Below are 26,217 nucleotides of genomic sequence, written 5' to 3'. Positions count from 1 at the left end.
TAGCGACAGGCACCGACAAAACCGGGTCACGTCCGCTAGACATGGGGAATGCGGACCATCGACTGGACCGGCGGGCACATCACTGCCATCGACCAGACCCAGCTGCCGGGTGATCTTGTCACTCTCCGTATTCATACCGTGGGCGAACTCGTGCTGGCGATCAAACGGCTGTCCATCCGTGGCTCGTCCGCGATCGGCGTGGCCGGGGCGCTTGGCGTCGCGCTGGCCGCCCTGAACGGTGGTGATGTCCGCGCCGAGGCCGCCCAGCTGCGCGCGGCCCGCCCGACCGCGGTGAACCTGGCCTGGGCCGTGGACAAGGTGCTCGCCAAGCTGGACGAGGGCGTTCAAGCGGTGGTCGACGAGGCGGTCTTCATCCTGGAGGACGACGTGCGACGCAACCGCGCGGTCTGCGAGCGTGGCGCCGACTTCCTGCAGTCCCGGTTGCCGGACAAGAAGATCAACGTGCACACCCATTGCAACGCGGGTGCGCTGGCCTGCGTCGAGATGGGTATGGCGCTCGGCGTGGTCCAGGTGCTGCGCGACCGGGACGCCCTCGGCGAGGTCTACCTGGACGAGACGCGCCCGCTGCTGCAGGGCGCCCGGCTGACCGCGTGGGAGCTCGCCCAGATGGGCGTGAAACACACGGTCATCGTTGACTCGGCGGGCGCCACGGTGATCGCCCGCGGCCTGACCGACGCGGTGGTCGTCGGCGCCGACCGGATCACGGCCAACGGCGATGTGGTCAACAAGATCGGCACGTATCCGCTGGCCCTGGCCGCCGCCCGGGCCGGGATCCCGTTCGTGGTCGCCGTGCCGGAGTCGGTGATCGACCTGGCCACCCCGGACGGGGCGAGCGTGCACATCGAGCAGCGCGACCCCGCCGAACTGGGCGCGCCCGCGGGAACTCCGGCGCTGAACCTGGCTTTCGACGTCACGCCAGCTGATCTGGTCACCGCCATCGTCACCGACGAACGGACTATCCATGGAAAACCGCTGGGCTGAGACCGTCGCCGACCCGCTCGACGAGTGCGTGTACGGCTCCAGGCTGCTGGGCGCCGACCCGGATCTGGTGTTGCACGGCGGTGGCAACACGTCCGTGAAGGTGACTGTGGACGACATCACCGGCGCGCCGGTGAAAGTGTTGTATGTCAAGGGAAGCGGCTGGGATCTGGCGTCGATCGAGCGGCCCGGGTTCGCCCCGCTGCGGCTGAACCGGTCGCTCGAGCTGCTCCAGCTGCCGGAGCTGACCGACAGCGCGATGATGAACGAGCTGCGCTGTGCCCTGCTGGACGCCAAGGCACCGGACCCCAGTGTGGAGACGCTGCTGCACGCTTTCCTGCCGCACAAGGCGGTTCTGCACAGCCATGCCGACGCGGTGATCGCTCTGTCCAATGTGGACAAGCCGGTGGTGCGGGAGGTGTTCGGCGACAAGGTCGTCGTGATTCCTTATGTGATGCCGGGATTCCAGCTGGCTCGGCGCGCGGCTGAGCTGTTCCCGGAGCTGGTCACCGACAACACCATCGGCATGGTGCTGATGAACCACGGGCTGTTCACGTTCGGCGAGACCACCAAGGAGGCCTACGACCGGCACATCGAGCTGGTCAGCCTGGCCGAGGAGCACTTGGGCGGGTACGAGCCGCGGGGCGCGGCGGCGCCGTTCGTGCCCGCGGTGGCGATCGCCGAGCTGCGTGCGGAGATCTCCGACGCTGTGGGTGGGCCGGTGATCGTCAGCCGGACCACCACACCCGCGGTGATGTCGTTCGTGGCGCGAGACGACCTCGCCGACGTGGCCACTCGTGGCCCGGCAACGCCCGATCACGTCATCCGGACCAAGCGGCTGCCGTTGATCGGTCGCGTGGTGAGCGACTACCTGGCGGCCTACCGTGCGTACTTCGAGGAACACGCCAAACCTGGCCTGACCATGCTCGATCCGGCGCCACGCGTGTTGCTCGACGCCGACCTCGGCATGCTCACCGTCGGCAAGCGCGCCAAGGACGCCGACATCGCGCGGGACATCTACCTGCACACCATCAAGATCATCGAACAGGCCTCGCGGATCGGTTCGTACCAGGCGCTGCCCGCGCAGGACCTGTTCGACGTCGAGTACTGGGAGCTGGAGCAGGCCAAACTCCGGCTCGGCGGTTCGCCGCCGGAGTTCGCGGGCGAGGTCGCGCTGGTCACGGGCGCGGCCTCGGGCATCGGCAAGGCCTGCGCCGACGCGCTGCGGGCCAAGGGCGCGAGCGTGATCGGCCTCGACCTGACCGCCTCGGAGTCGTCCGCCGACTACCTGGGCCTGCAGGTGGACGTGACTGACGCCGAGGCTATGGAATCGGCGATCCAGCAGGGTGTCGAACGGTTCGGGGGTATCGACATCGTGGTGCCGTCCGCTGGTGTTTTCCCAGGTAGTGTGCCCATCGCCGAGCTGGACCCGGCGGCTTGGCGACGCACGATGGCGGTGAACACCGACGCGGTCGCCGCCTTGTTCACGCTGGTCCACCCTTTGTTGAAGGTCTCGCCGCGGGGTGGACGCGTTGTCGTCATCTCGTCGAAGAACGTGCCCGCTCCCGGCCCCGGCGCCGCTGCTTACTCGGCGTCCAAGGCCGCGGTCACCCAACTGGCTCGTGTTGCCGCTCTGGAGTGGGCCGCGGACCACATCCGGGTGAACATGGTGCACCCGGACGCGGTGTTCGACACCGGCCTGTGGACCCGTGAACTGCTCGAACAGCGCGCGTCGCACTACGGCATGCCGATCGGGGAGTACAAGCGCCGCAACCTGCTGGGCGTCGAGGTCACCAGCACCGCCGTCGGCCGTCTGGTCGCCGAACTGTGCTCGGAAACGTTCGCCTGCACCACCGGCGCGCAGGTCCCCGTCGACGGCGGCAACGAGCGGGTCGTTTAACCGGTTGGAAGTGCGCCTACGGCGTTCACTACCCTCTTGGGGCACACCAGCCATGAGGATGTGAACGCCGTGATCACCAGGATGTCGTCGTTGTTCCTGCGCACCTTGCGTGAGGATCCGGCGGACGCCGAGGTACCCAGCCACCGGCTGCTGGTACGCGCCGGCTACGTCCGCCGGGTGGCCCCGGGCGGTTACTCGTGGCTGCCGCTGGGCATGCGGGTGCTGCGCAAGGTCGAGAACGTGGTGCGCGAGGAGATGGACGCCATCGGCGCGCAGGAGATCCAGTTCCCCGCGCTGCTGCCCCGCGAGCCCTACGAGGCCACCGGCCGGTGGACCGAGTACGGCCCGAACCTGTTCCGGCTCAAGGACCGCAAGGGCGCCGACTACCTGCTGGGCCCCACCCACGAGGAGCTGTTCGCCCTCACGGTGAAGGGCGAGTTCAGCTCGTACAAGGACTACCCGGTCATCCTGTACCAGATCCAGACGAAGTACCGCGACGAGGCGCGGCCCCGCGCGGGGATCCTGCGCGGCCGCGAGTTCGTGATGAAGGACTCGTACTCGTTCGACCTGGACGACGAGGGTCTGGCGAACTCCTACGAGCTGCACCGCCGGGCCTACATCAGCACGTTCGACCGGCTCGGCATGGAGTACGTGATCGTCAAGGCCACGTCCGGCGCGATGGGTGGGTCGGCGTCGGAGGAGTTCCTGGCCGTCGCGCCCTCGGGCGAGGACACCTACGTCCGCAGCACCGGTTCGGACTACGCGGCCAACGTCGAGGCCGTGGTCACCCCCGCGCCCCCGGAGCAGTCCATTGAGGACAAGCCCGACGCGCAGGTGCACCACACCCCCAACACCCCCACGATCGAGTCCCTTGTGGACTTCTTGAACGCGGCCGATCTGGGCCGGAAGTTCACCGCGGCGGACACGTTGAAGAACGTGCTGCTCAAGACCCGCCAGCCGGGCGCCAAGGAGTGGACGCTGCTGGGCGTCGGCATCCCGGGCGACCGCGAGGTGGACATGAAGCGCCTCGAGGCCTCGCTGGAGCCGGCCGAGGTGGCGCTGCTGGAGGAGAGCGACTTCGCCGCGAACCCCTTCCTGGTCAAGGGATACATCGGCCCGGGCGCGCTCGCGGCCAACGGTGTGCGCTACCTCGTCGACCCCCGGATCGTGCGCGGCACCGCCTGGGTGACCGGCGCGGACAAGGCCGACCACCACGTCGTGGACCTGGTCGTGGGCCGCGACTTCACGCCGGACGGCACCATCGAGGCGGCCGAGGTCCGCGAGGGCGACGCAGCCCCCGACGGCACGGGCACGCTGGTGGCCGCGCGCGGCATCGAGATCGGCCACATCTTCCAGCTGGGCCGCAAGTACGCGGACGCGTTCTCGCTGGACGCGCTGGGCCCGGACTCGAAGCCGATCCGGATCACCATGGGGTCGTACGGCATCGGCGTTTCGCGTGCGGTGGCCGTGCTGGTCGAGCAGAACCACGACGAGCAGGGCATCATCTGGCCCCGCCTGGTCAGCCCGTTCGACCTCCACGTGGTCATCGCGGGCAAGGACGACGCGATCCGCTCGGGCGCCGAGAAACTGGCGGCGGACCTCGACGCGGCCGGCGTTTCGGTGCTGCTGGACGACCGCACTTCGTCGCCGGGCGTGAAGTTCGCCGACGCCGAGCTGATCGGTGTGCCGACGATCGTTGTCGTGGGGCGGGGTTTGGCCAAGGGCGTTGTCGAGGTCAAGGACCGTCGCAGCGGGGAGCGGACTGAGGTGGAGATCGGCGACGCCGTCGAGCACCTCAAGGCCCTCGTCAACAGCTGAACTACTGGGGGAGTGGAGCCGTGTCTGCTGCACTCCCCTGTGGACAGCTCATCCCCAGGCACCCGGAATCGTCCGCCTCCACTGCTAGCGTGAAATTCGGGGATCCCCCGGGAGGGGACCCTCGTTGCGGCGTGGCCTGAGGGCGGCGGCGCTTGGGGTGGCTTGGGCAGGGGGCGCGGACGAGGCGTGGCTTGGGGTGGTGTGGGTGTTGGCGCTTTTGGGTTTGGTGCGCGGCTCGATTTTGCGCGGGGACCCCTGCGGCGCACGGGCAGGCACAAAAAGTGGGCAGGTCTGACGACCTGCCCCGCCGGAAAGCTTGTGTGCGCCGCCACCCCGCACAAATCGAGCCGCGCACCAATCCCGGCCCGGCCGCGTTCCCAGGCGGCGCCCCCGGGATTTCCGGCCGTCGCAGATCCGGGCGCTGAACTGAGCATGCGGCGGGGCGAATCCCCTTCGTCCGTTCCCAGGTCGCGCCCCCAACCCGGCGGCCACGCCAGCCTCATCCGCGCCCCCTTTGATTCGCACCCCAACCGGGTCCAAAACCCCGTCTGGGCAAGAGGTGTCGTGGCTGGGTGTCGCTTTTAGCTTGTGGCGGTGTGGAAGCTGGTGACTATTTTCTGGAGGTCCTCTTCGGACACCGCGTCCGGCACTGCTTGGTCGGCCATGGCGATGAGGGTTGCGTTGTCGTCGGTGGGGTTCTTCATCTCGAAGACCAGGACGGCGATGCTCACCTTGGCGCTGCCGCAGGTGTCCTTTGTGGTCACGGGGATGGTCAGCTTGGCGACGACGAGGACGCCTTTCTTGTTGTCCTTCATGGTCACCGGGCGGGGGTCGCCGAGGAACGTTTCTGGCTGGACACGGTCCTTGGTGGTGAACACGGTGTTGGCGATCAGCTGGGCCGTGGCCGCGGCGGTGTTCTCCAGGGAACCTTTGTTCTGCGCCACCATCAGGCCTGCCATGGCGCGCCAGGACTTCGGTTCGCCTGTGCAGTACCCCTGTTTGTACACCGAGGGCGCCACGAGGCTCACTTCGTTGTGGTCACCGAACATCACCAGGCCGCCGCCGAACGGCCGCCAGGCCGGCGGCACGTCGTAGGCCTTGTCGGTGTCGAGGGCGGCGCCGTTGTTGATCTCGATCACCTGCCAGCCCGGTACCTGGGGTGTGCCGGAGGCCTTGGGCGCCAAGGGATCCTTCGCGGAAGAAGACGTGGCCCCAGCCAGCGGCGCGCCGGCGACCGGGGTGGGCACGCGGACGAAAAGGAGGGTCGCGGCGACCCCGATGGCCGCGACGAGGGCGACCGCGACGGCGAAGATCGGCTTCATGTCAGTTGGCTGGGTGGATGCTCGTGACGATCTTCTTCAGGTCCTCCTCGGCGGTGGCCTCGGGGAACCCCTGATCGGCAACCGCGACCAGGAACAGGCTGTTGGGGTCCTCTTTCTTGGGCTCCAGCAACATGATCGTCACCGTGCCCGAAGGGCCGTCGCACTTGTTCGCGGTCTGGGCGACCGTCGCCTTGGTGGTGAGCACGTAACCCTTCTTGCCGTCGTTGACGCTCACCGGCTCCTGGGTGCCCATGGCGAGCGTCGGCTTGGTGCCCTCGTCGACGGTGTACACCGCGTCCGCGATCTTCTTGGCCACGGTGGTCATCTGCGTGGCGATGTCGTCCTTGTTGGGCAACAGCACCAGCCCGGCCATGGACCGGAACGAGGTCGCCGAGCCGGGGCAGTAGCCCTTCATGTACGTCACCGGCAGGTAGATCCGCGCGGTGTGGTCGTCCTTGCCGAGGATCACCGAGTTGCCCAGGCCGACCACCGGTTCCCAGGCCGGCGGCACGTCGAACGCCTTGGTGGAGTTGATCTGGTCGCCGTCGTTGATCGGGATGACCTTCCAGCCCGGCACCATCGGCGCGCCGGTGGCCTGCGGCGACAGCGGGTCGTTGCCCTTCTTCGACGAGGACGAGGAGGAGCCCGACGGCTTCGTGGTGATGTTCGCGACCGGCATCGCCTGGCCGGGGGTCACCGTCTTCGGCGAGATGATCAGCAGCGTCGTGGTGACGCCGATCAGCACCACCGCGGCCAGGACGACCGCGATGACCAGGCCGTTGCCGCGTTTCTTCGGCGGGGGCGGGGTTTGCCCGCCGCCGTAGAACCCCAGCCCTTGGTATCCCCCAGTTGGCGCGCTCACGCGTTCAGACTAATGGCCGTCCGGCGCCCGGCGGTCGAGAACGGCGGAAAGGACCGCGGCGGTGTCGGACAGGTCCCGGAACGCCGCGTGCGCACCGGACTCGCGTAAGTGGGTGAGGCTGTGCCGGCCGGTGGCCACGCCGATCGCGAACGCCCCGTGGTGCAGGGCCGCATTGACGTCGTGCGGGGTGTCGCCGATGACCACGACATCCGACGGGTGGAACTCGACGCCGTGTTTGCCGCTCGCCAGCCGGATCGCCGCGTCGACGAGGTCGTGCCGGTCGGCCGACAGCGAGCCGTACCCGCCGATCTCCAGGTCGATGTGGTCCAGCAGGCCGAACGGGGCCAGCTTCACGCCGGCCACCTCGGGCAGGTTGCCGGTGACCAGGGACTGCACCACGTCGTCGCGCCGGCCGAGCGAGGTGACGATCTCCGCGACCCCGGGCAGCACGCGCCCGCGCCCGGCGAGCAGGTGCTGCTCGGCCTGCGCGATCGCGACCAGCTCGGCGAACACGCTCTGGATGGTCTCCTCGGTGACCTGCGCGCCGTGCGCGGTCAGCAGCTCCGAGGTGATCGCCCGTTCGGTGCGTCCAGGGAACGCGGGCAGGTGCGCCAACGTCACGCCCGTGGCGTTCAGCAAGGCAGCCGAGTACCACTCACGGCCGATGCCGGTCAGGTCGACGAGGGTCAGGTCGATGTCCCACAGTACGAGCGTTCGGTTACCCACTCGCTCATAGTGACATGATCGGGCGAGGTCATCGGCGTGTCGCATGCACTTGACACTTCAGGTTTGCAATGCAAACCTAATTGCACTGCAATCAAACTGGGGGAACAGAGATGCTGCGAGCCTTGCCGCTCGTCGCGGTCCTGCTGCTGAGCGGGACCGCCGCGACCGCCGCCGAAGACACCTTCTCGTTGACGGTCAAGCACATCGGCCGCGATGGGCGCCCGGCGGCCGAGCACGACACGAGCCTGGTGAACACCGCGACATGGGACCGCAGCCGGGTCGAGGAGGGGACGACCCGGCTGCCTGCGGGCCGGTACATCCTGCAGACCACGATTCCCGGCCCGGACGGCAAGGACTACCTGTCGTACCCGGATCTCGTGCTGGACAAGGACACCGAGGTCGACCTGGACGCCAGGCTGGCGAAGCCGGTGGACGTCGCCCCGCCCGCGCCGGACGTGCGGCTGACCTCGGGCGAGGTGTTCTTCCTGCTCGAGTTCGGCAACGACTACCTGGTTGACGGGATCACCTTCGAGGGCACCGAGAAGGTCGCGACCGCGCACCTCGGCGGCGTTCCGGCCGACCGGAAGCTGGAGTCGATGGTGCACACCGAATGGCAGGGCCGGAACCTCTACGACCTGGCCTGGTTCCAGCAAGGCGGCGTCCCCACCGGGTTCCGGCGGGCGGTTCGGCCGAAGGACCTGGCCAAGGTGCACGAACGGTTCGGTGCCCCGGCCAAGGGCAAGCTCGGCTGGGCGGTGACCATGCCGGTCAGCGGCAACCTGCAGGGGTTCGCCAGTGCCGTCCCGGTCCAGCTGCCCAGTGAGCGCATCGCGTACTACAACGAGGCGCCCTGGCAGCACCGCCTGTACCAGCTGCAGCCCAGTGACCCGCCGAACCCGGGCGACATCGAGGTCATGCTGACCAGCCCGATCCGTCACCACCGGGCCGGTGCCGACGAGGAGGAAACCTTTGACACGGCCGTTTCCGGGCCCGCGCTGGCCGAGGGGTGGCCGTTCAGTGTCGGCATCGAGCGCGTGCCGGGCGCGCTTTCGGTGCTGGTCCCGATGTTCGCGGACGGCGCCGGTCATCCGGGATACTCCACAATGGACAGCGAGCGGACCACGCTGTACCAGGACGGCGTCAAGGTCGGCGAGAACCCCGAGGCCGGCTCCGGATACTTCGCGGTGACCGGCAAGCCCGCGACCTTCCGGCTGGAGACCGAGGCGAGCCGGACCGGGGTGGCCGAGCTGAGCCCGAAGGTCAGCGTGGCCTGGACATTCCGGTCCAGCGACGACCAGCGCGGCCTGGTTGCGTTGTCCGCCATGCGGTTCGCGCCCAAGCTGGACGACAACGACGCCGCCGGGGCGGGGCGCGACTTCGTGATCCCGGTCTGGCTGCGCGACCAGCACAGCGAAACCGACCGCGTGCCAACGAACCTGACGGTCGACGTGTCCTACAACGCGGGCGCCACGTGGACTCCAGCCCAGCTCGCGGGCAACGTCGCGATCGTGCACCACCCCGCCAAAACCAGGCTGGTCTCCTTGCGCGCCAAGGCGACCGACCGGTTCGGCAGCACAGTGGAACAGACCATCATCAACGCGTACCGGACGACCCGGTGACCGACGACCCGGCCGCCCTGCTCGGCGACCTCAGGCAGCTGCGCCGCAAGGTCCGGCGCGACCGGAGCGGTTGCGCGTTCCCGTTGCTGCTGTTCGGCATGCTGATCCTGGCGGCGCCGCTGTGCTACGAGACGATCCGGCCGGAGATCGGACAGGTCTACGAGCGGGCAGCCGGGCCGTTCCCGGTGTTCCGGTACATCTGGCTGCCGTTGAAGCACGAGGTGCTCGTGCAGTGGTACTGGATGCTGGCCCTGCTGGCCGGGTTCGGCGCGACCATGTGGTGGTACCGCCGCCGGGCCGCGCAGGTGGGCGTGGAGACCGACCTCAGCGGCTACCTCGCCGCCGCGGGCGCCGGGCTGGTGGGTGTGGTCTTCGGCGTGCCGGTCCTGGCGGAGACCGTCACGGTCAGCAACTCGCTGTACTCGACGCCGGAGGTCAACCTGCCCATCGCGTTCGGGTCGGCGGCCGGGTCGGTGGTCGCGTTCTTCCTGGGCACGCGCCGGGCGCACTGGCGGCCGGTCGCCGTCCTGGCCGGGACCGTGCTGGGCATGATCACGCTTGCCGCGATCGGGGTCTACCTGGTCAACGGCTACAGCGCCCTGCTGGTCATCGCGGTGGCCATGCTGGTGCTGGCCTGGGTGGAGCGCAGTCACCTGGTCGCGGTGACCGCCGCGCTATTCACCGCGGCGTCGATCCACGCCAACCTGCAGGGGTTCGCGCAGCTGGTCCCCTACACCGACGACGGCCGGGTGATGGTGCTGGCTGATCTGGCGTTGCCCGCGGGGGTGCTTATCATCGGCGGCGTGATCGCGCTGCTGATGTCCCGCCGGGCCCTCGCATGAGCGCGTATCCGACCAATGACCTGAACGACCTCGTCCACCAGCGCCACCGGCTCGGGATCCTCACCATCGCCGCGGAGTCCAAGCAGGTCGAGTTCGGCTACCTCCGCGAGGCGCTGGACCTCACCGCGGGCAACCTCTCCCGGCACGTCACCGTGCTGCACGAGGCGGGTCTGGTGGACGTGCACAAGGGCTACGAGGGCAAACGGCCGCGGACCTGGGTGAGCATCACCGACGCGGGCCGCAAGGCGCTGGCCGACGAGATCGCCGCCCTACGCGCCCTCGTCGCCCGACACGACGACTAGAGCGTGCCGCCAGGCCGCCTCGGCTCGGCTGTCGCGATCGAGATGCACGGGACATGCTCTAACCGCGGGCGCTGTCGACGATCTTCTGCAGGTCGGCCTCGGTGGGCGGCGGCGGGTCGGCCGGGCCGCCCTCCAGGTCGCCGTTGACCACGAAGTACTGCAGGTCGGTACCGGACTCGAAGACCAGCACGGACACCTTTCCCTTGGTGGCCAGGCAGGTGTTGCCGGTGGTGGTGATGATCGCGTCGACCTGCACGCCCTTCATCGACTTGCCGTCACTGTCCTTGTGCGTCACCTGTTTGGGCTCGCCGACCTGCACGGTGGCGGTGCCGCTGCTGTAGAACTGCGCGCCGAACGCCTTCGCGATGTCGCCTGCCTGCTTGGCCGCGTCGGTCTTGGCCACGGTCCCGGCGCCCAGGCCGCCCCGGCTGTAGCTGTTGTTCTCGCACTTGTACGAGCCGATGTCGGCGGGCGAGCTCAGTTTCACGTCCGGCAGCTGCTCGCTGGCCAGCGTCCCGTTCGCGACCACCCGCCAGGCCGGAGGTACCTCGTAGATCAGCCGTGCCTTGTCGTTCTTGATCACGGTCCAGCCGGAGTTGCGCGGCCGCAACGGGTCGGTCTTGGCGGAGGCCGAGGTCGACGTCGATGCCGATGACCTGGCGGACGAGGACGTGGTGGTGGGCTGGGTCTGCGGGGTCTCCCCGCTGCCGCGGTTGAGCAGCACGATCGTCACCACCGCGGCCACGATCACCACGATGGCCACGATCGAGAAGATCATCACCAGGTTCTTGCGGTTCCGCGGCGGCTCGGGCTGCTGGTAGTAGCCGAGGCCCTGATACGTCGGCTGCCAGTTCTGCTGCGGTTGACCGTTCCCTGGGTACACGCGCCGACCGTAGCCGACTCCCGGTCAGCCGGTGACGCGGAGGCTGGACACGATCCCGTCGAGCTGTGCCTGGTCAGCGAGCGGAGTGGGCTGTTGCGGGCCGGGCGCGGAGTCCGCGCCGACGACCAGCACGGAGTTGCCCGCCGAAGTGGCAAGGGCGACCACCGTCACCGTGCCTTTCGTGCTGGCACACGGGTCCGCGGAGTTGGCGAGGGTCGCCTCGGCGTGCACGATCGCGCCTTCGACGCCGTCCTTGGACATCTGCTGCGGCTTGGACACCTTCACGGCGGCGGTCTGGTGACCGTCGCTGTACTGGTCCGCCGCGACCGCCGCAGCGAGCTCCGACGCGGCACGTGTCGGTTTCCTGTCAGTCGGCGCGATGCCGCTCGCGACGAACGCGCGGCCGTACTCCGCGCCCTGGCAGGTGTAGCTGCCCCAGTCGACGAGGTGGTCCAGTTTGACCCCGTTGGACGTGGTCAGCTCCTCGTCCTCCTCGGCGGGCTCCCAGCCCGCCGGCACGTCGAAGGCCAGCCGGGCGGCCTCGTTGGTGATCGTGTGCGCGTCGGTCCGCAGCGGTGGCGAGGCCTCCGCCACCTCCGGCGAGGGGTCGCTGTCGTGGCGGAAGAACGAGGCCGCCGCTATGCCGCCGACCACGAGGAGCGCCGCGACCGCGCCCAAGGTGATCAGCAGCCGAGTCGACCGTCGCAGAACCACACCTGCACCGTAGCTCCTGGTGACTGTGATCGCCTAAGGGGGGATAAATCCAACAAGTGTTGATTTACGCGTCCGCCCGGGCGTACGCTCACGCTTAATTCAACAAGTGATGAGAAACCTGGAGGGCGGATGACCGCCAAAGCCTTGGCCGTGTCGCTGGCAGGTGCGCTGGTAGCGGCCATTCTCGGGTTGCTGACGTTCGGCGCGCAGGCGACGGTGAACCCCGAACACATCCCCTTGGCCGTCGCCGGACCGCCGGAAGTGACGGCCCGGCTCGCCGCCCAGACCGGCGACCACGTCGACTGGCGTGTGGTGAACCCCACTGAAGGCCAGCAGTTGTTGGCGGACAAAGACGTCTACGGCGTCCTCGAACTAGGCCAGCCCGTGCGGGTGACGCTGTCCGGCGCGATCAACCCGGCCGGTGCCCAAGCGGCGCAACAGATCCTGACCACCATCGCGGGCGCTTTGCCTGGTGCGCAACCACCACAGGTGACCACCCTGCACCCAGCCTCGACCGCCGGACGTGTCGCACCGCTGGCCGCGAGCGCGTTGCTGTGGATCGCGGGCCTGGTCGCGGGTCTGTTGTTCGTGCTGCTCAGGACCCGGACCGGGGAGAACCCACGAGTGGGTACGCGGATCGTGTTGCCGGTCGCGGTGAGTGCGTTCGCCGTCGGGGTGGTCGCGTTGCTGCTGAGGCTCTGGGACTCGACTTTGCCGCTCGGCTGGGACGTGCTGGGCTACTTGTTCGTGGCGGCCTTGGCGTTCACCGGTGTGCAGGGCGCTTTGCTGCGGTGGCTTGGGTTCCGCGCCGCCGCGATCCTCGGGCCGCTGTACCTGATCGCGCCCGCGGTCGCCGGTCAGGTGCCCGAGCTGCTGCATCCGTTCTACCGGGACGTCCTGTGGTCGTGGACGCCGTTCCGGTTCGCCGCCGAGGGCACCCGGAGCCTGTTGCAGGGCACCGGTTCCGCGCCGGACGTGCAGACCGGGCTGATCGTGCTCGGCTCGATGGCCGTCGTCGGCCTGACCCTGATCCTGTTGCCTGACAAGCGATCCGCGCCCGCGACCGTCGACGCGCCGAGCGGTATCCCGGCCCACGTCTGACCCGGGGGTCAGCCTGCCAGAAAGCTGAGGCGGACCTTGCGGTCGGGGTTGTCCACATTGGTGTCCACCAGGCACACCGACTGCCAGGTCCCCAGGGCCATCCGCCCGTCCAGCACCGGGATGCTCGCGTACGGCGGCAGGAACGCGGGCAGCACATGGTCACGGCCGTGGCCCGGAGAGCCATGCCGGTGCTGCCAACGGTTGTCCTTGGGCAGCAGGTCCCCCAGCGCGGCCAGCAGGTCGTCGTCGCTGCCCGCGCCGGTCTCGATGATCGCGATCCCGGCGGTCGCGTGCGGCACCCAGACGTGCAGCAGCCCGTCCGCGGCGTCCGTGTCGGACAGGAACCGCTGGCACTCGTCGGTCAGGTCGTGCACGACCTCGCGTGAACCGGTCCGGATCCGCCGTTCCTCGCTGTACATGGCCGCTCCCACTCAAATGACTCGGACCCGGCCGATCATGCCGGGTAGCGTCGCGGTCGTGCGAACCGCATTCGGGCAGACATTCGACGTGCCGGACGGATACCTGAACACGGCGAGTATCGGCATACCACCTACGGTAGTCGCGGATGCGTTGGTGGGCGCGGTGAACCGCTGGCGCGCCGGTGCCGACGCGCCCCCGGACTTCGATGTGGACGTTCTGGCCGCGCGCAAGGCGTTCGGTCAGCTCGTCGGCGCGGCCGAGGGGCATGTGGCCACCGGAGCCAGTGTGTCGCAACTGGTCAGCCTGGTGGCGGCGAGCGTTCCGGACGGGACGCGCGTGCTGACCGTGCCGGGCGAGTTCACCAGTGTGACGTTTCCCTTTGCCGCGCAAGCACATCGCGGGGTCACCATCACCGAGGCCGACCTGTCCGAAGTGGACGGTTACGATCTGGTCGCGGCGAGCGTGGTGCAGTCCGCCGACGGCTCGGTACTCGATCTGGCCGCTCTCAAGGAGGCCGCGCAGGCGTCCGGAACCCGTGTCCTGCTGGACGTCTCGCAGGCGGCCGGGTGGATGCCGCTGGATCTCGGCTGGGCCGACTGGGTGGTCGGCGCTTGCTACAAATGGCTTATGGCGTCAAGGGGTGCGGCCTGGCTCGCGCTCACACCCGAGGCGCTGGAACGAACTCTGCCGTTCGCGGCGAACTGGTACGCCGGCGACGACCCGTGGAGCACGGTCTACGGACTGCCATTGCGCCTGGCAGACGACGCGCGGCGGCTGGACCTCTCGCCGGTCTGGTTCGCCCAGCACACCGCCGCGATCGCCGTCCCGTGGCTCGCTTCGCTGGACCTGGAAGCCGTGCGCGAGCACTGCGTCGGGCTCGCGGACGGCCTCGCGGTGGCGCTCGGCATGGAACCGCGCGGGTCGGCCATTCTGTCGCTGGATATCCCGGGCGCCGCGGAGAAACTTGCCGCGGCGGGCGTGAAAAGCAGCATTCGCGCAGGTCGGGTGCGGCTTTCCTGCCACCTGTACAACACCCCGGCGGACATCGAATCGGTACTGGCGGCACTACGGGACTGACCGAGTAGGTACCGTTCAAAACCGTGTCGGATCCCTACCGTCCCGGCCAGCAGCCTCAATGGCCGGACCAGACCACGCGTATCCCGCCGGTGCAGTCCCGGCAGGCACCGCCGCGTGGCCCTCGGCCACCGCAGCAGCCGCAGCCGAAGGACAAACGGCGTGAGTACCTGCTCAAAGGCGCCGGGCTGCTGCTCGTCGCGGTCGTGTCCGGCATGCTCTGGTGGCTGATCCAGCAGGGCAACACCACGCCGCCGAGCGACCCCAGCGGCAACGGCAAGACCGGGCAGCCCTCGGCGGGCAAGTTCGCGTTCACGCGGCACGAGAAGGTGCAGAAGCCGCTGCGGGACAGCAACTGCGAGGAGCACTCGTACCAGGGCGGCGGCAAGCCGGGGGTGAAGTCCTTCTTCAAGGACCACAAGTGCACCGGACTGGCCCGCGAGCTCTACACCACCACGGCGGACGGCAAGACCGCGTACGTCTCGGTGTCCGTGGTCGAGATGTCCAGCGCCCAGGAGGCGCAGGACCTGCAGAAGCTGACCGACTCCGACGGCACCGGCAACGTCAGCGACCTGATCCGGGACAAGGTGGTCAAGGTCCAGGGCCTGAACAACCTGTCCGGCGGCGGGTTCGCCAGCAAGGCCGAGGGCAACCACGTGATCATCGTCGAGGCCGACTTCGAGGGCGGCAGCAAGAACACCGACGAGCCGACCCTGGACGGCATCGCGACCGACGCCATCCGGCTGGGCGACGAGATCCGTCAGGGCTGACCGGGCAGCGCGAGGGCGGCGGGCGTGGTGCCGGCCGCCTTGCGCCAGCGGGTGGCCCGCACGGCGGACCCGGTGAGCACCCCCAGGGCCAGCTTGCGCAGATCGGGGTCGTCGGTGTGTTCCAGCACCGACCGCCAGGCGACGGCCGCATCGGCCTCGGCGAGCGCCAGCACGGTCAGGCTGGAGGCCTGGTCGGTGACCGGCTGTGGCGGCACATAGGCCGGTTCGGGCCCCACAGGGGCGACCTTGGCGGCCGACAGCATCCGTTCGGAGGCGTCCCGCTGGGCGCGGTGCGTGGTGGCGCCCTCGTTCAGCGCCTTGTTGAACGCGGGCGGCAGGAACGCGCTGACCAGTTCGTAGATCCAGACGGCCGCGTGCTCCGCGCTGAGCGCCTTCTGCACCGAGTCCACCGCGTCCGCGGGCACCGGTTTGGGACTGGTCGCGGTCGGCGGAGCCGAGGGAGTCGACGGCTGGGGCATCAGGTGAGCACCTCCCGGAGGCTGGCACAGCCCGCGGCGATCGAACCGAGCAGACCGGCCCGGTAGCGCGACACGCTGGGGACCAGCTCGGCGGATTTTTGTTCGGCGGCCTTCAGCGCCTCCACCAGGGTGGCCTTGGTACCGGCCGCCGGTGGTGGCGCGGTGGACGTGGCCGACGGCGCCGTGCTCGCCGGTGGCCGTTCGCGGTCCACCTCGGCCTGCAGCAGGCGGGCGTGCTCGGTGCGCGCCTTGGCCACGTCACCGGCGAGAGTTGCCAGGTCAGGGGCGGCTTTCGCGACCGCGTCGGCGGCCGCGGCGTCCTTGCGCGCCTGCTCGGCCAGTGCGGCCAGCGGGTCTGGCGGTGGCGGCGCCTCGGGTTCGCTCGTGCACCCCGGCAGCACGAGCACCAACGGGAGCGCGGCGAGCAAGCGGCGGCGGGCGAGAGGTGTCACGGTCCGTCATCCTGCCAGGACCGCCTCCGCGTGGCGGGCGCGATCCGGCCGACGAGATACGCTGGACGCTACACAGTTGACCAAGATCTAGAACAGGAGCGGCGCAACGTGGCGAACCAGCAGGGTGATCTCGGGGCGGCGTTGGAGCCCGTCGTACGGGATGCCGTGGACGCTGCCGGATTCGAGCTGGAAGAGCTCGAAGTGCAGCGGGCGGGTCGCCGCAGCCTGGTGAAGGTCGTCGTGGACGCCGACAGTGGCATCGGCCTGGACGAGGTGGCGGACGTCAGCCGCACCGTCTCGGGCGTGCTGGACGGCCACGACCACGTGCTGGGCGGGCCGTACACCCTGGAGGTGACCTCGCCGGGCATCGACCGGCCGCTGACCAAGCCGAGGCACTGGCGGCGCAACCGGCTGCGGCTGGTGAAGGTGCGCGCCGGTGAGGAGACGTTCACCGGGCGCGTCGGCGACACCGACGAGGACGGGGTGCAGCTGCTGGTCGGCGGGCAGTTGCGGCGCCTGGAGTTCGCGGCGGTCAACCACGCCGTGGTCGAGGTCGAGTTCAAACAACCACCGCCCGAGGAACTGGCCCTGCTGGGCGGCGGCAGCCAGGAGGGGTCAAGGTGAACGTCGACATCGCCGCGCTTCGAGCGATCGAGCGCGACAAGGACATTCCCTTCGAGACGGTCATCGAGGCCATCGAAACCGCGTTGCTCACGGCGTACAAGCACACCGACGGGCACGTGCCGCACGCCAAGATCGACATCGACCGGCGCACCGGCGTGGTGCGCGTGCTCGCCCAGCAGCTCGGCCCGGCCGGCGAGGTGCTGGAGGAGTGGGACGACACCCCGGAGGGCTTCGGCCGCATCGCGGCCACCACCGCCCGCCAGGTGATCCTGCAGCGGCTGCGGGACGCCGAGCACGAGAAGACCTTCGGCGAGTTCTCCGCCAAGGAGGGCGAGATCGTCGCCGGCGTGGTGCAGCGCGACGCACGGGCCAACTCCCGCGGCATGGTCGTGGTCCAGGTGGGTGACACCGAGGGCGTGCTGCCCGCGGTCGAGCAGGTGCCCGGTGAGCGGTACGAGCACGGCGTGCGGATCAAGTGCTACGTCCTGGGCGTGACCCGGGGCGCCCGCGGTCCGCAGATCACGTTGTCCCGCACGCACCCGAACCTCGTGCGACGACTGTTCGCGCTGGAGGTCCCGGAGATCGCCGACGGCACGGTCGAGATCCCCGCGGTGGCGCGCGAGGCGGGGCACCGGTCGAAGATCGCGGTGCGCTCCACGGTCGCCGGGGTGAACGCCAAGGGCGCGTGCATCGGCCCGATGGGCGCCCGTGTCCGGAACGTAATGAGCGAGCTTGCCGGCGAGAAGATCGATATCATCGACTACTCGGAGGACCCGGCCACGTTCGTGGGGAATGCGCTGTCGCCCGCGAAGGTTGTGTCGGTACGCGTTGTCGACGAGCGCGCGAAGACGGCACGCGTTGTGGTGCCTGACTTCCAGCTCTCCCTCGCCATCGGCAAGGAGGGCCAGAACGCGCGGCTGGCGGCCCGTCTGACGGGCTGGCGGATCGACATCCGGAGTGACAACGAGAGCACGACCAGCGCCCCGACCCCGGCATAGGGTTCGGGCGGGCAGGCGGTACGGGTAGAATCTTGGCAGGTCGTCGTCGAGGACCGGTTCCCGCACGTCGCGAGGGCACCCCGCAAGGGCAAGGCCCGGTGCGTACCTGCGTGGGCTGCCGTCAGCGTGCGCCGGCCGAGGAATTGCTGCGTGTGGTCGCCGAGGAGGGGAACGTCGTTCCCGATCCGCGGCGGCGGCTCGCCGGCAGGGGCGCTTGGTTGCACCCCACTCCGGCGTGCCTGGACTCCGCCGAGAAGCGGCGGGCGTTCCCCAGGGCTCTGCGAGTCCAGGGGCCGCTCGGTGCCGACGAGGTGCGAGCCATGATCGGGCGTCAGAACGCCCAGCCGACAGAAGGCCAGGGATCCTCCCTGGTCTCGCCGGGACACAGGAAGCAGGTCGACCCGTCATGAGTCAGCCGTGAAGCTGAAGCCATGAACGTGCGACGGTAAGACGAGGTCGAGCGGGATTTTTGCCGCCCGGCCTCCCCCAGTGAGGAGAGCAGTGGCAGGCAAGGCCCGCGTGCACGAGCTCGCGAAAGAGCTCGGTGTCACGAGCAAGGAAGTTCTCACGAAGCTCGCCGATCTCGGCGAGTACGTGAAGTCGGCGTCCTCCACGGTGGAGGCGCCGGTGGCGCGCCGGTTGCGGGACTCGTACCCGAAGCCAGGCGGCGCCAAGCCGTCCGGCGCGAAGCCGGGCCCTCGGCCCGGACCGCCCAAGCCGGCAGCCCCCCAGCAGCCCGTACAACAGCAACAGCAGCCCGCTGCCCAGCAGCCGGCCGCGACCCCGCGGCCCGCGCCGGCCAAGCCGGCCGCGCCCGCGCCCAAGCCCGCCGTCCAGCAGCCGGCCGCCGAGGTTCCGGCTCCGGCGGCGGCGTCCGCGGCTCCGGCCGCTCCGGCGCCTTCGACGACGTTCTCCGCGCCGTCGAAGCCGGCTAGCAGCGGCCCCGGTCCGCGTCCGGGCCCGCGTCCGCAACAGCAGCAGCAGTCGCAGCGGCCCCAGCAGCAACAGCCGCAGCAGAACCGGCCCGCGGCGGCCCGGTCCGAGGGTGGTCCCGGCGTCAAGCCCGGCCCGCGCCCCGGCCCGAAGCCCGCGCAGAACCAGCAGGGCGGCGGCGCCGTGGTCCCGCCGCGGACCCAGTCGCCCAAGCCCGGCCCGCGCGCGCCGCGGCCCGGCAACAACCCGTTCGGTGTCGGTGGCGGTGCTCCGTCGCCGCGTCCGCAGGCGCCCCGCCCCGGCGGCGGTCCCGGCGGCGACCGGCCCGAGCGTGGTCCCCGTCCCGGCGGTGACCGTCCCGACCGCGCGCCTCGCGGCGACCGCGGTGGCGACCGTCCCGCCGGCCCGCGTCCGAGCCCGGGCAACATGCCGCCCCGGCCGAACCCGGGCATGATGCCGCCCCGGCCGCAGCGGCCGTCCGGCGGTCCCGGCGGTGGCCGTGGTGGCCCCGGCGGCGGTCCTGGTGGCCGTGGTGGCCCCGGTGGCGGCGGAGGCCGTCCTGGTGGCGGTGGCGGCGGCTTCCGCCCAGGTGGCGGTGGCGGCGGAGGCGGTGGCTTCCGCGGCGGCGGCGGTGGTGGCGGAGGCGGTGGCTTCCGGCCCGGCGGTGGCGGTCCCGGTGGCGGCGGCGGTGGAGCGCCTGCCGGTGGCGGTGGCTTCCGCGGTGGCGGTGGCGGCGGTGGCCGTCCCGGTGGCGGCGGCCGCGGCGGTGCCGCCGGCGCGTTCGGCCGTCCGGGGGGTCCTTCGCGCCGCGGCCGCAAGTCGAAGCGGCAGAAGCGCCAGGAGTACATGGACAACATGCAGGCGCCGAGCGTCGGCGGTGTCCGGTTGCCGAAGGGCAACGGGGAGACCATCCGGCTGCCGCGCGGTGCCTCGCTGACCGACTTCGCCGAGAAGATCAACGCCAACCCGGCCTCGCTGGTGCAGGTGCTGTTCCACCTCGGTGAGATGGTCACCGCGACGCAGTCCGTCTCCGAGGACGTGCTGGAGCTGCTGGGCACCGAGATGAACTACACCGTCCAGGTGGTCAGCCCGGAGGAGGAGGACCGCGAGCTCCTGGAGTCCTTCGACATCACCTACGGCGAGAACGCCGGCGGTGAGGAGGCCCTCGAGTCCAGGCCGCCGGTCGTGACCGTCATGGGTCACGTCGACCACGGTAAGACCCGCCTGCTGGACACCATCCGCAAGGCGAACGTGCACGAGGGCGAGGCCGGTGGCATCACCCAGCACATCGGCGCCTACCAGGTGCCGGCCGTGGTGGACGGCACCGAGCGGCTGATCACCTTCATCGACACCCCGGGTCACGAGGCGTTCACCGCCATGCGTGCCCGTGGTGCGAACTCCACCGACATCGCGGTGATCGTGGTGGCGGCGGACGACGGTGTGATGCCCCAGACGGTGGAGGCGATCAACCACGCCCAGGCGGCGAACCTGCCGATCGTGGTCGCGGTGAACAAGATCGACAAGGAGGGGGCGAACCCCGCCAAGATCCGCCAGCAGCTCACCGAGTACGGCCTGGTCGCCGAGGAGTACGGCGGCGACACCATGTTCGTGGACATCTCGGCCAAGCAGAACATCAACATCGATGGGCTGCTCGAGGCGATCGTGCTGACCGCGGACGCGGCGCTCGACCTGCGGGCCAACCCGAAGATGGAGGCCCAGGGCGTCGCGATCGAGGCGCACCTGGACCGTGGCCGCGGCCCGGTCGCGACGGTGCTGGTGCAGCGCGGTTCGCTACGCGTCGGTGACTCGATCGTCGCCGGTGACGCGTACGGCCGGGTCCGCCGCATGGTGGACGAGTACAACGAGGACATCACGGTGGCGACGCCGTCGCGTCCGGTGCAGGTCATCGGCTTCACGTCGGTGCCCGGCGCGGGTGACACGTTCCTGGTCGTGGACGAGGACCGGGTGGCCCGGCAGATCGCCGAGCGCCGCCAGGCCCGGACCCGCAACGCGCAGAACGCCGCGAAGTTCAAGCGGTTCTCCCTGGAGGACCTGGACTCCGCGCTGAAGGAGACCGGCGAGCTCACCCTGATCATCAAGGGCGACAACTCGGGTACCGTCGAGGCACTCGAGGACGCGCTGATGAAGATCGAGGTCGGCGACGAGGTCCAGGTGCGCGTGATCGACCGCGGTGTCGGTGGCATCACCAAGGCGAACGTCGACCTCGCGATCGCGTCCGGCGCGATCATCCTCGGCTTCAACGTGCGGGCCGAGGCGAAGGTGGCCGAGCAGGCCACCCGCGAGGGCATCGACATCCGCTACTACTCGGTGATCTACCAGGCGATCGACGAGATCGAGCAGGCGCTGAAGGGCATGCTCAAGCCGGAGTTCGAAGAGGTCGAGCTGGGCCGCGCGGAGGTCCGCGAGGTCTTCAAGTCCTCCAAGTTCGGCACGATCGCGGGTTGCCTGGTGATGTCCGGCGAGATCCGGCGCAACGCCAAGGCGCGGTTGCTGCGCGACAGCAAGGTGGTCGCGGAGAACCTGCCGATCTCGTCGCTGCGGCGGTTCAAGGACGACGCCACCGAGGTCCGCGAGGGCTACGAGTGTGGTCTGACCTTGGGGTCGTACAACGACATCAGGGTCGACGACGTGGTCGAGACCTACGAGATGCGCGAGAAGCCGCGCGGCTGACAGAAGTCCGGCCGGCCGGGGAGTCCACATCGGACTCCCCGGCCCTGGCACCCATGGTGATGCCCGTTGTATGTCGGTGCCCTTGAACTGGACGTGCTGCTGGGTGACGTCCATTCGCTCAAACAGAAGCGGTCCGCCGTGCGGCCCGTGCTGGCCGAGCTGCGCAAGCGTTTCGAGGTGAGCGTCGCCGAGGCCGGTCATCTCGACCTGCACCGGCGTGCCCTGATCGGGGTCGCCGCGGTGGCCCCGGACGCGCAGCACATCCGTGACCTGCTCGACGCGTGCGAACGGCTCGTCGCCGGCCGCCCCGAGCTGCAGTTGTTGTCCGCACGGCACCGCCTGGTCGGGCCCGAGGACGACTGAGGAACCATTTCCTGAAGGAGGGGAGCGCCGTGGCCGACCCGGCCCGCGCCCGCAAGCTTGCGAAGCGGATCAAGCAGATCGTCGCGTCCGCACTGGAACACGAGGTCAAGGACCCGCGGCTGACCCTGGTGACCATCACCGACGTCAAGCTCACCGGTGACCTCCAGGACGCCACCGTGTACTACACGGTCTTCGGCGAGAAGCTGAACACCGAACCGGACACCAAGGGCGCGGCCGCCGCGCTGGCCAGCGCCAAGGGCGTGCTGCGCTCCCTGGTCGGCCAGGGCACCGGCGTCCGCTTCACGCCCACCCTGACGTTCGTCGCGGACACCGTCCCGGAGGAGGCGCAGCACATCAACGACCTGCTGGCCAAGGCCAAGGAGCAGGACGAGGAGGTCGCCCGCATCGCCACCAGCGCCAAACCCGCCGGCGAGGCCGACCCCTACCGCGCCCCCCGCGAACCCGACCCCGAAGACTGACCATCTCCACCCCGAAACCCGGCGCCCCCCAGGGCCGCCGGGTTTTCGCGTTGGCGCGCCTGATCAGCATCACCGCGCCGAAAACCACCGCCGCGCCGCCGACCAGGGTGCCGAACATCGCGTCGTAGGGCGCAGGACCCCGAAGACCCGCTCAGCATTCGACGCGCGAGAAGGACTGCTGGGGCGGCCGGCAGCTGGTCTGTGGCGGAGGCCAGGCGTCTGTACCGGTGGTGGGGCTTGGAAGTTCTTCGGCGCGGGGCGGATCCCCGCCTGCGGAGGCGGGAGTTGTACCGCGGGACGTGGCGGTTGTGCTTCGTCTGGCTGCGAAGGCGGCATGTGTACTGCGTGGCGTGACGGCTGCACTGCGTCTGTCTGAGGTCGCGGGTTCTTCGACAGGAGGTTCGCGGCGGCCGTGGACACGATTCTGCTGTCGTCCTGCGCCAGGCGTCGGATCTCTTCGGTGGCGTGGTTGCGCACGGTCTCGTTGCCCACCCGGTACAGGTGCGCGAGTCCTTCCAGGCCCCGAGCCGGTCTGTCGCAAGTGGACTCGTGATCGCTGTGCAGCTCGTCGAGGGTGATATCCCCGTCGCCGTCCTGGTCGGCGCCGCCGTCACGCAGCCCGGCGACCAGGTAGCGGGTGAAGGCCACCTCGCCGCGCGCCTGGTCGCCCTCGAACGAGTACTGGGTGGTATCCGAGGCGGTGAGCACGGTCCTGCCGCGGCCGTTGAATAGTTCCAGTGCGTGTACTGCAGCACCAGGTCGTCGCGCCGCCTGCCCTGGTAGACCTGTCGTGCGGCTCGTTGATCAACGTGGTGACCTACGAACTCGGCGATCTGCGGGTCGGCCAGGACCGCTGCCAGTGCCTCCGCGTCGTGCGCAGGCCAGGTTCAGTTGCCGCAACCCCGAGTCCTCGTACTCGTAGGTGGCGACGAGCAGTGCGAGTCTGCGGCTCATGGGTCACCGTCCCTGCTGCTATGTCGCTGGTGGTGGCGGCTTCGTCCCGGCGCCGCCGAAAACATTCAGCCGTTCGGGCTACCCCGCGCTGGTCACCGCCCTGGCTTGACCTCAAGTGAGGTTTATACAGAAGGGTTTTGTCGGTCGACGCCGTTATGGTGCTGCTGCCGGAATCGAACTGGGGGTTGGTGTGGAGATCAACTTCAACACGTACATGGCGATGGAGTCCGCCATGCAGGAGAAGGGGCGGACCGTGGGGCGGGAGACCGTCCGGCGGATCGTCACGTTCGCGCGGCCGTTGTGGCGGTCGGTAGGGGTACTGCTGTTGCTCAGCGCGGTGTCCGCGGTGCTGGCGGTGGCCTCGCCGGTGCTGGCCGGGCGGGTGGTCGACGGCATCGTGAACCGGGTGGGCACGGATGTCGTTGTGGGGCTGGCGGTTGTCATCGCGGTGATCGCCGTGCTGGACGCGGGGGTCGGCCTGGTCGAGCGGTGGCAGTCCGCGCGGCTGGGCGAGGAGCTGATCCTGCGGCTGCGGCAGTCGGTTTTCGACCATGTGCAACGGATGCCGGTCGCGTTCTTCATGCGCACCCGCACCGGCGCGCTGGTCAGCCGGTTGAACAACGACGTCATCGCGGCCCAGCGCGCCTTCTCGATGACGTTGTCGGTGGTGGTCAGCAACATCATCTCGCTGGTGCTCACGCTGGTCGTGATGCTCGCGTTGTCCTGGCAGATCACGTTACTGGCGTTGATCATGCTGCCGCTGTTCTACCTGCCCGCGCGCCGGATGGGCGGCCGGCTGGCGGGCATGGAGCGGGAGGCGGCGGGCCACAACGCGGCGATGACGACCCAGATGACCGAGCGGTTCTCCGCGCCGGGCGCCACGCTGATCAAGCTGTTCGGCCGGCCGCGGGACGAGTCGGACGAGTTCTACCGGCGCGCCAAGCGAGTCCGGGACATCGGGGTGCGCACGGCGGTGAACCAGTGGGTGTTCATGACCGCGCTCGCGCTGGTGTCCGCGCTGGCCCTGGCTTTGGTGTACGGGCTCGGCGGATACCTTTCCCTGGAAGGAGAGCTCGACGCGGGCACGGTCGTCACGCTGGCGTTGCTGCTGACCCGGCTGTACGGCCCGCTGACCAGCCTGGCCAACGCGCGTGCCGACGTGATGACCGCGCTGGTGAGCTTCGAGCGGGTCTTCGAGGTGCTCGACCTCCAGCCGTTGCTGACCGAGAAGCCGGACGCGCAACGGGTTCCGGACGGCCCGGTGTCGGTGGAGTTCGACGATGTGCGGTTCAGCTATCCGGCGGCGGACAAGGTTTCCATTGCCTCCCTTGAGGATGTGGCGGTGCTGGACAGCCGGGGCGGCGAGGAGGTGCTGCACGGCATCACCTTCCGCGCCGAACCCGGCCAGCTGATCGCCCTGGTCGGCTCGTCGGGCGCGGGCAAGTCGACGATCGCCTCGCTCGCGCCCCGGCTGTACGACCCGGACTCCGGCACCGTCCGGCTGTCCGGAGTGGACGTTCGTGACCTGTCGTTCGACTCCATCCGGGACGCGATGGGCCTGGTGACGCAGGACGGTCACCTGTTCCACGAGTCCATCGGGGACAACCTCCGGCTGGCCGACCCCACGGCCGCGGACGACGAACTCTGGGACAGCCTGGAACGGGCGCGGCTGGCCGACCTGGTCCGGTCCCTGCCCGATCAGCTGGAAACCGTTGTGGGAGAACGGGGGTACCGGCTGTCCGGTGGCGAACGCCAACGCCTGACGATCGCCCGCCTGCTGTTAGCCAAGCCCCGCGTGGTGATTTTGGACGAGGCGACCGCGCACCTGGACTCCTCGTCGGAGGCCGCGGTGCAGGAGGCTCTGGTGGAGGCCCTCGCCGGGCGCACGGCGCTGGTGATCGCGCACCGCCTGTCGACCGTGCGCGCGGCGGACCAGATCCTGGTGGTGGAAGCGGGTCAGATCGTCGAACGCGGGACCCATGAGGAACTGCTGGCCGCCGACGGGCGGTACGCCGAGCTGTACAACACGCAGTTCGACCGGGTCACGCGGTGAGCTCAGCGGTCACGGCGTCCGCGCCGAGACCGACGAGCCAGCCGAGCGGGGCGCCGGGGAGGTACCGGGACATCAGCTCGGTGAGCGCCGCCTGGTCCGAACCGAGGCGCCGCACGGCTTCCCGGTACATCAACAGGTACTGGCGTTGCCGGGTGAACAGCGTGACGTCGCCGGGCGCGCCATGCCCCGGGTAGAGCGCGACGCCGTCCAGAGACTCGGTCAGCCGGTCCAGCGCCGCCAGCCACGGCCCGGAATGCCCGTCCGACATGTACGAGTGAACGCCATCGAAAGCGAGGTCGCCGACGAACGCCGCCTGACGGTCCCCCACAACGAAATACGAGTCAGCGTGGCTCTCCGCCGGGCCGACATCGTGCACCGCGATGTCCAGCCCGCCGACCGAGACCGTGTCGCCGTCGGCCAGGACGTGTGACGGCACGCGGTACTGGTCGGGCCACTCGTCGCCGTACGTCGGTCCCCACTGTTCCCGTTTGGCCACAGCGGTTTCGGCGATCGTCTTGGCGACAGCGGCGGTCGCGTAGACCGGGACATCCTCGCCCGCCACGTACGGCAGGCCGTTGTAGTGGTCGGGATGCGGATGGGTCACGAACGCGGCGAGCAAAGGCTTGCGCAGCGCGGTGATCCGGGCTGCCAACGCGCGGGCGTCGGACACCAGCAGGCTGCTGTCCACCAGGATCAGCCCTTCCGCCGTCTCCAGCACGTAGCCGTTGACGAAGATGCCCGGCTCGGCCGCGGTGTAGGTGTGCACCCTGAAATCTGTCATGAGGGCAAACTAGGCAGGCGCGGGCGCGGCGGCCAGAAGGCACTTCGAAGTGCCCTTA

The 26,217-nt window shown here is 69.7% G+C and carries 26 protein-coding genes; 17 read left to right on the top strand and 9 right to left on the bottom strand.

What is annotated here, in order from left to right; all coding sequences use genetic code 11:
* Window positions 1-48 precede the first annotated feature (48 nt).
* The 3 genes from mtnA (at window position 49) to AB0J95_RS49235 (ending at window position 4,717) form a co-directional block, all read left to right on the top strand.
* Window positions 49-1,002 carry an S-methyl-5-thioribose-1-phosphate isomerase gene (gene mtnA, locus AB0J95_RS49245; protein ID WP_364773499.1) on the top strand — a complete coding sequence of 318 codons (954 nt, stop codon included), beginning with the start codon at window positions 49-51 and terminating at the stop codon, window positions 1,000-1,002.
* Complete coding sequence (locus AB0J95_RS49240) at window positions 983-2,899, top strand: bifunctional aldolase/short-chain dehydrogenase (protein ID WP_364773498.1); 1,917 nt, start codon at window positions 983-985, stop codon at window positions 2,897-2,899. Before mtnA ends, AB0J95_RS49240 begins: the two co-directional genes overlap by 20 nt.
* Before the next feature lie 69 nt (window positions 2,900-2,968).
* Entirely contained in the window at window positions 2,969-4,717 is a 1,749-nt protein-coding gene (locus tag AB0J95_RS49235) for a proline--tRNA ligase (RefSeq protein WP_364773496.1), read from the top strand.
* Between the two features lie 581 nt (window positions 4,718-5,298).
* On the opposite strand, the gene AB0J95_RS49230 is transcribed toward AB0J95_RS49235, so the two are convergent.
* The 3 genes from AB0J95_RS49230 to AB0J95_RS49220 are packed head-to-tail and all read right to left on the bottom strand — an operon-like array spanning window position 5,299 to window position 7,627.
* Window positions 5,299-6,039: a hypothetical protein gene (locus AB0J95_RS49230; RefSeq protein WP_364773494.1), complete on the bottom strand. Its 741-nt coding sequence runs from the start codon at window positions 6,037-6,039 to the stop codon at window positions 5,299-5,301.
* A gap of 1 nt (window position 6,040) precedes the next feature.
* Window positions 6,041-6,901, bottom strand: a complete 861-nt coding sequence (locus tag AB0J95_RS49225; RefSeq protein ID WP_364773493.1) for a hypothetical protein — start codon at window positions 6,899-6,901, stop codon at window positions 6,041-6,043.
* A gap of 9 nt (window positions 6,902-6,910) precedes the next feature.
* Window positions 6,911-7,627: a haloacid dehalogenase-like hydrolase gene (locus AB0J95_RS49220; protein ID WP_364773491.1), complete on the bottom strand. Its 717-nt coding sequence runs from the start codon at window positions 7,625-7,627 to the stop codon at window positions 6,911-6,913.
* 110 nt (window positions 7,628-7,737) lie between these two features.
* Here AB0J95_RS49220 and AB0J95_RS49215 point away from each other — a divergent pair, with 110 nt between their 5' ends.
* Genes AB0J95_RS49215 through AB0J95_RS49205 form a run of 3 tightly spaced genes read left to right on the top strand, consistent with a single transcriptional unit; the run spans window position 7,738 to window position 10,390 of the window.
* A complete protein-coding gene (locus tag AB0J95_RS49215; protein WP_364773489.1) occupies window positions 7,738-9,246 on the top strand; it encodes a hypothetical protein in 1,509 nt (502 codons plus the stop codon).
* Window positions 9,243-10,088 carry a hypothetical protein gene (locus tag AB0J95_RS49210; RefSeq protein ID WP_364773487.1) on the top strand — a complete coding sequence of 282 codons (846 nt, stop codon included), beginning with the start codon at window positions 9,243-9,245 and terminating at the stop codon, window positions 10,086-10,088. Before AB0J95_RS49215 ends, AB0J95_RS49210 begins: the two co-directional genes overlap by 4 nt.
* Window positions 10,085-10,390, top strand: a complete 306-nt coding sequence (locus tag AB0J95_RS49205; RefSeq protein WP_364773486.1) for a transcriptional regulator — start codon at window positions 10,085-10,087, stop codon at window positions 10,388-10,390. Before AB0J95_RS49210 ends, AB0J95_RS49205 begins: the two co-directional genes overlap by 4 nt.
* Before the next feature lie 58 nt (window positions 10,391-10,448).
* On the opposite strand, the gene AB0J95_RS49200 is transcribed toward AB0J95_RS49205, so the two are convergent.
* A complete protein-coding gene (locus AB0J95_RS49200) occupies window positions 10,449-11,273 on the bottom strand; it encodes a hypothetical protein (RefSeq protein WP_364773485.1) in 825 nt (274 codons plus the stop codon).
* 24 nt (window positions 11,274-11,297) lie between these two features.
* On the bottom strand, window positions 11,298-11,987 hold the full coding sequence (locus tag AB0J95_RS49195) for a hypothetical protein (protein WP_364773484.1): 690 nt from the start codon (window positions 11,985-11,987) through the stop codon (window positions 11,298-11,300).
* Window positions 11,988-12,116: 129 nt separating this feature from the next.
* Here AB0J95_RS49195 and AB0J95_RS49190 point away from each other — a divergent pair, with 129 nt between their 5' ends.
* The gene (locus AB0J95_RS49190; protein ID WP_364773483.1) at window positions 12,117-13,088 is read left to right on the top strand and encodes an ABC transporter permease; all 972 of its coding nucleotides are present in this window, start codon (window positions 12,117-12,119) and stop codon (window positions 13,086-13,088) included.
* A gap of 8 nt (window positions 13,089-13,096) precedes the next feature.
* On the opposite strand, the gene AB0J95_RS49185 is transcribed toward AB0J95_RS49190, so the two are convergent.
* Complete coding sequence (locus AB0J95_RS49185; RefSeq protein ID WP_364773482.1) at window positions 13,097-13,507, bottom strand: secondary thiamine-phosphate synthase enzyme YjbQ; 411 nt, start codon at window positions 13,505-13,507, stop codon at window positions 13,097-13,099.
* Between the two features lie 58 nt (window positions 13,508-13,565).
* On the opposite strand from AB0J95_RS49185, the gene AB0J95_RS49180 reads away from it, so the two are divergent.
* Entirely contained in the window at window positions 13,566-14,585 is a 1,020-nt protein-coding gene (locus AB0J95_RS49180; protein ID WP_364773480.1) for an aminotransferase class V-fold PLP-dependent enzyme, read from the top strand.
* Between the two features lie 23 nt (window positions 14,586-14,608).
* Window positions 14,609-15,352, top strand: a complete 744-nt coding sequence (locus AB0J95_RS49175; protein WP_364773478.1) for a hypothetical protein — start codon at window positions 14,609-14,611, stop codon at window positions 15,350-15,352.
* On the opposite strand, the gene AB0J95_RS49170 is transcribed toward AB0J95_RS49175, so the two are convergent.
* Complete coding sequence (locus AB0J95_RS49170; RefSeq protein ID WP_364773476.1) at window positions 15,343-15,831, bottom strand: ferritin-like domain-containing protein; 489 nt, start codon at window positions 15,829-15,831, stop codon at window positions 15,343-15,345. The two genes, AB0J95_RS49175 and AB0J95_RS49170, sit on opposite strands and share 10 nt — an antisense overlap.
* Complete coding sequence (locus AB0J95_RS49165) at window positions 15,831-16,283, bottom strand: hypothetical protein (protein ID WP_364773474.1); 453 nt, start codon at window positions 16,281-16,283, stop codon at window positions 15,831-15,833. Before AB0J95_RS49165 ends, AB0J95_RS49170 begins: the two co-directional genes overlap by 1 nt.
* 108 nt (window positions 16,284-16,391) lie before the next feature.
* Between AB0J95_RS49165 and rimP the strand changes: the two genes are divergently transcribed.
* The 8 genes from rimP to AB0J95_RS49125 all read left to right on the top strand — a co-directional run bounded on the left by rimP (window position 16,392) and on the right by AB0J95_RS49125 (window position 25,378).
* Window positions 16,392-16,907, top strand: a complete 516-nt coding sequence (gene rimP / locus AB0J95_RS49160; protein WP_364773473.1) for a ribosome maturation factor RimP — start codon at window positions 16,392-16,394, stop codon at window positions 16,905-16,907.
* Window positions 16,904-17,905 carry a transcription termination factor NusA gene (gene nusA, locus AB0J95_RS49155; RefSeq protein ID WP_364773471.1) on the top strand — a complete coding sequence of 334 codons (1,002 nt, stop codon included), beginning with the start codon at window positions 16,904-16,906 and terminating at the stop codon, window positions 17,903-17,905. The genes rimP and nusA overlap by 4 nt, the downstream gene beginning before the upstream one ends.
* A gap of 98 nt (window positions 17,906-18,003) precedes the next feature.
* A complete protein-coding gene (locus tag AB0J95_RS49150) occupies window positions 18,004-18,315 on the top strand; it encodes a YlxR family protein (protein WP_364773470.1) in 312 nt (103 codons plus the stop codon).
* 91 nt (window positions 18,316-18,406) lie between these two features.
* Window positions 18,407-21,529, top strand: a complete 3,123-nt coding sequence (gene infB / locus AB0J95_RS49145) for a translation initiation factor IF-2 (protein ID WP_364773468.1) — start codon at window positions 18,407-18,409, stop codon at window positions 21,527-21,529.
* A 66-nt stretch (window positions 21,530-21,595) separates the two neighbouring features.
* Window positions 21,596-21,892, top strand: a complete 297-nt coding sequence (locus tag AB0J95_RS49140; RefSeq protein WP_364773466.1) for a DUF503 domain-containing protein — start codon at window positions 21,596-21,598, stop codon at window positions 21,890-21,892.
* Between the two features lie 29 nt (window positions 21,893-21,921).
* Window positions 21,922-22,371, top strand: coding sequence for a 30S ribosome-binding factor RbfA (gene rbfA, locus AB0J95_RS49135; RefSeq protein WP_364773465.1), 450 nt, complete (start codon window positions 21,922-21,924; stop codon window positions 22,369-22,371).
* A 549-nt stretch (window positions 22,372-22,920) separates the two neighbouring features.
* Window positions 22,921-23,103: a hypothetical protein gene (locus tag AB0J95_RS49130; protein WP_364773464.1), complete on the top strand. Its 183-nt coding sequence runs from the start codon at window positions 22,921-22,923 to the stop codon at window positions 23,101-23,103.
* A 442-nt stretch (window positions 23,104-23,545) separates the two neighbouring features.
* Window positions 23,546-25,378: an ABC transporter ATP-binding protein gene (locus tag AB0J95_RS49125; protein WP_364773536.1), complete on the top strand. Its 1,833-nt coding sequence runs from the start codon at window positions 23,546-23,548 to the stop codon at window positions 25,376-25,378.
* Here the strand turns inward: AB0J95_RS49125 and AB0J95_RS49120 are convergent.
* The gene (locus AB0J95_RS49120; RefSeq protein WP_364773462.1) at window positions 25,368-26,159 is read right to left on the bottom strand and encodes an MBL fold metallo-hydrolase; all 792 of its coding nucleotides are present in this window, start codon (window positions 26,157-26,159) and stop codon (window positions 25,368-25,370) included. The two genes, AB0J95_RS49125 and AB0J95_RS49120, sit on opposite strands and share 11 nt — an antisense overlap.
* Window positions 26,160-26,217 lie beyond the last annotated feature (58 nt).

The organism is Actinocrispum sp. NPDC049592 (assembly GCF_040675465.1).
Classification (GTDB): Bacteria; Actinomycetota; Actinomycetes; order Mycobacteriales; family Pseudonocardiaceae; genus Kibdelosporangium.
The sequence above is the reverse complement of the archived record's forward strand: the minus strand, read 5'-3'. Positions and strand labels throughout refer to the sequence as shown.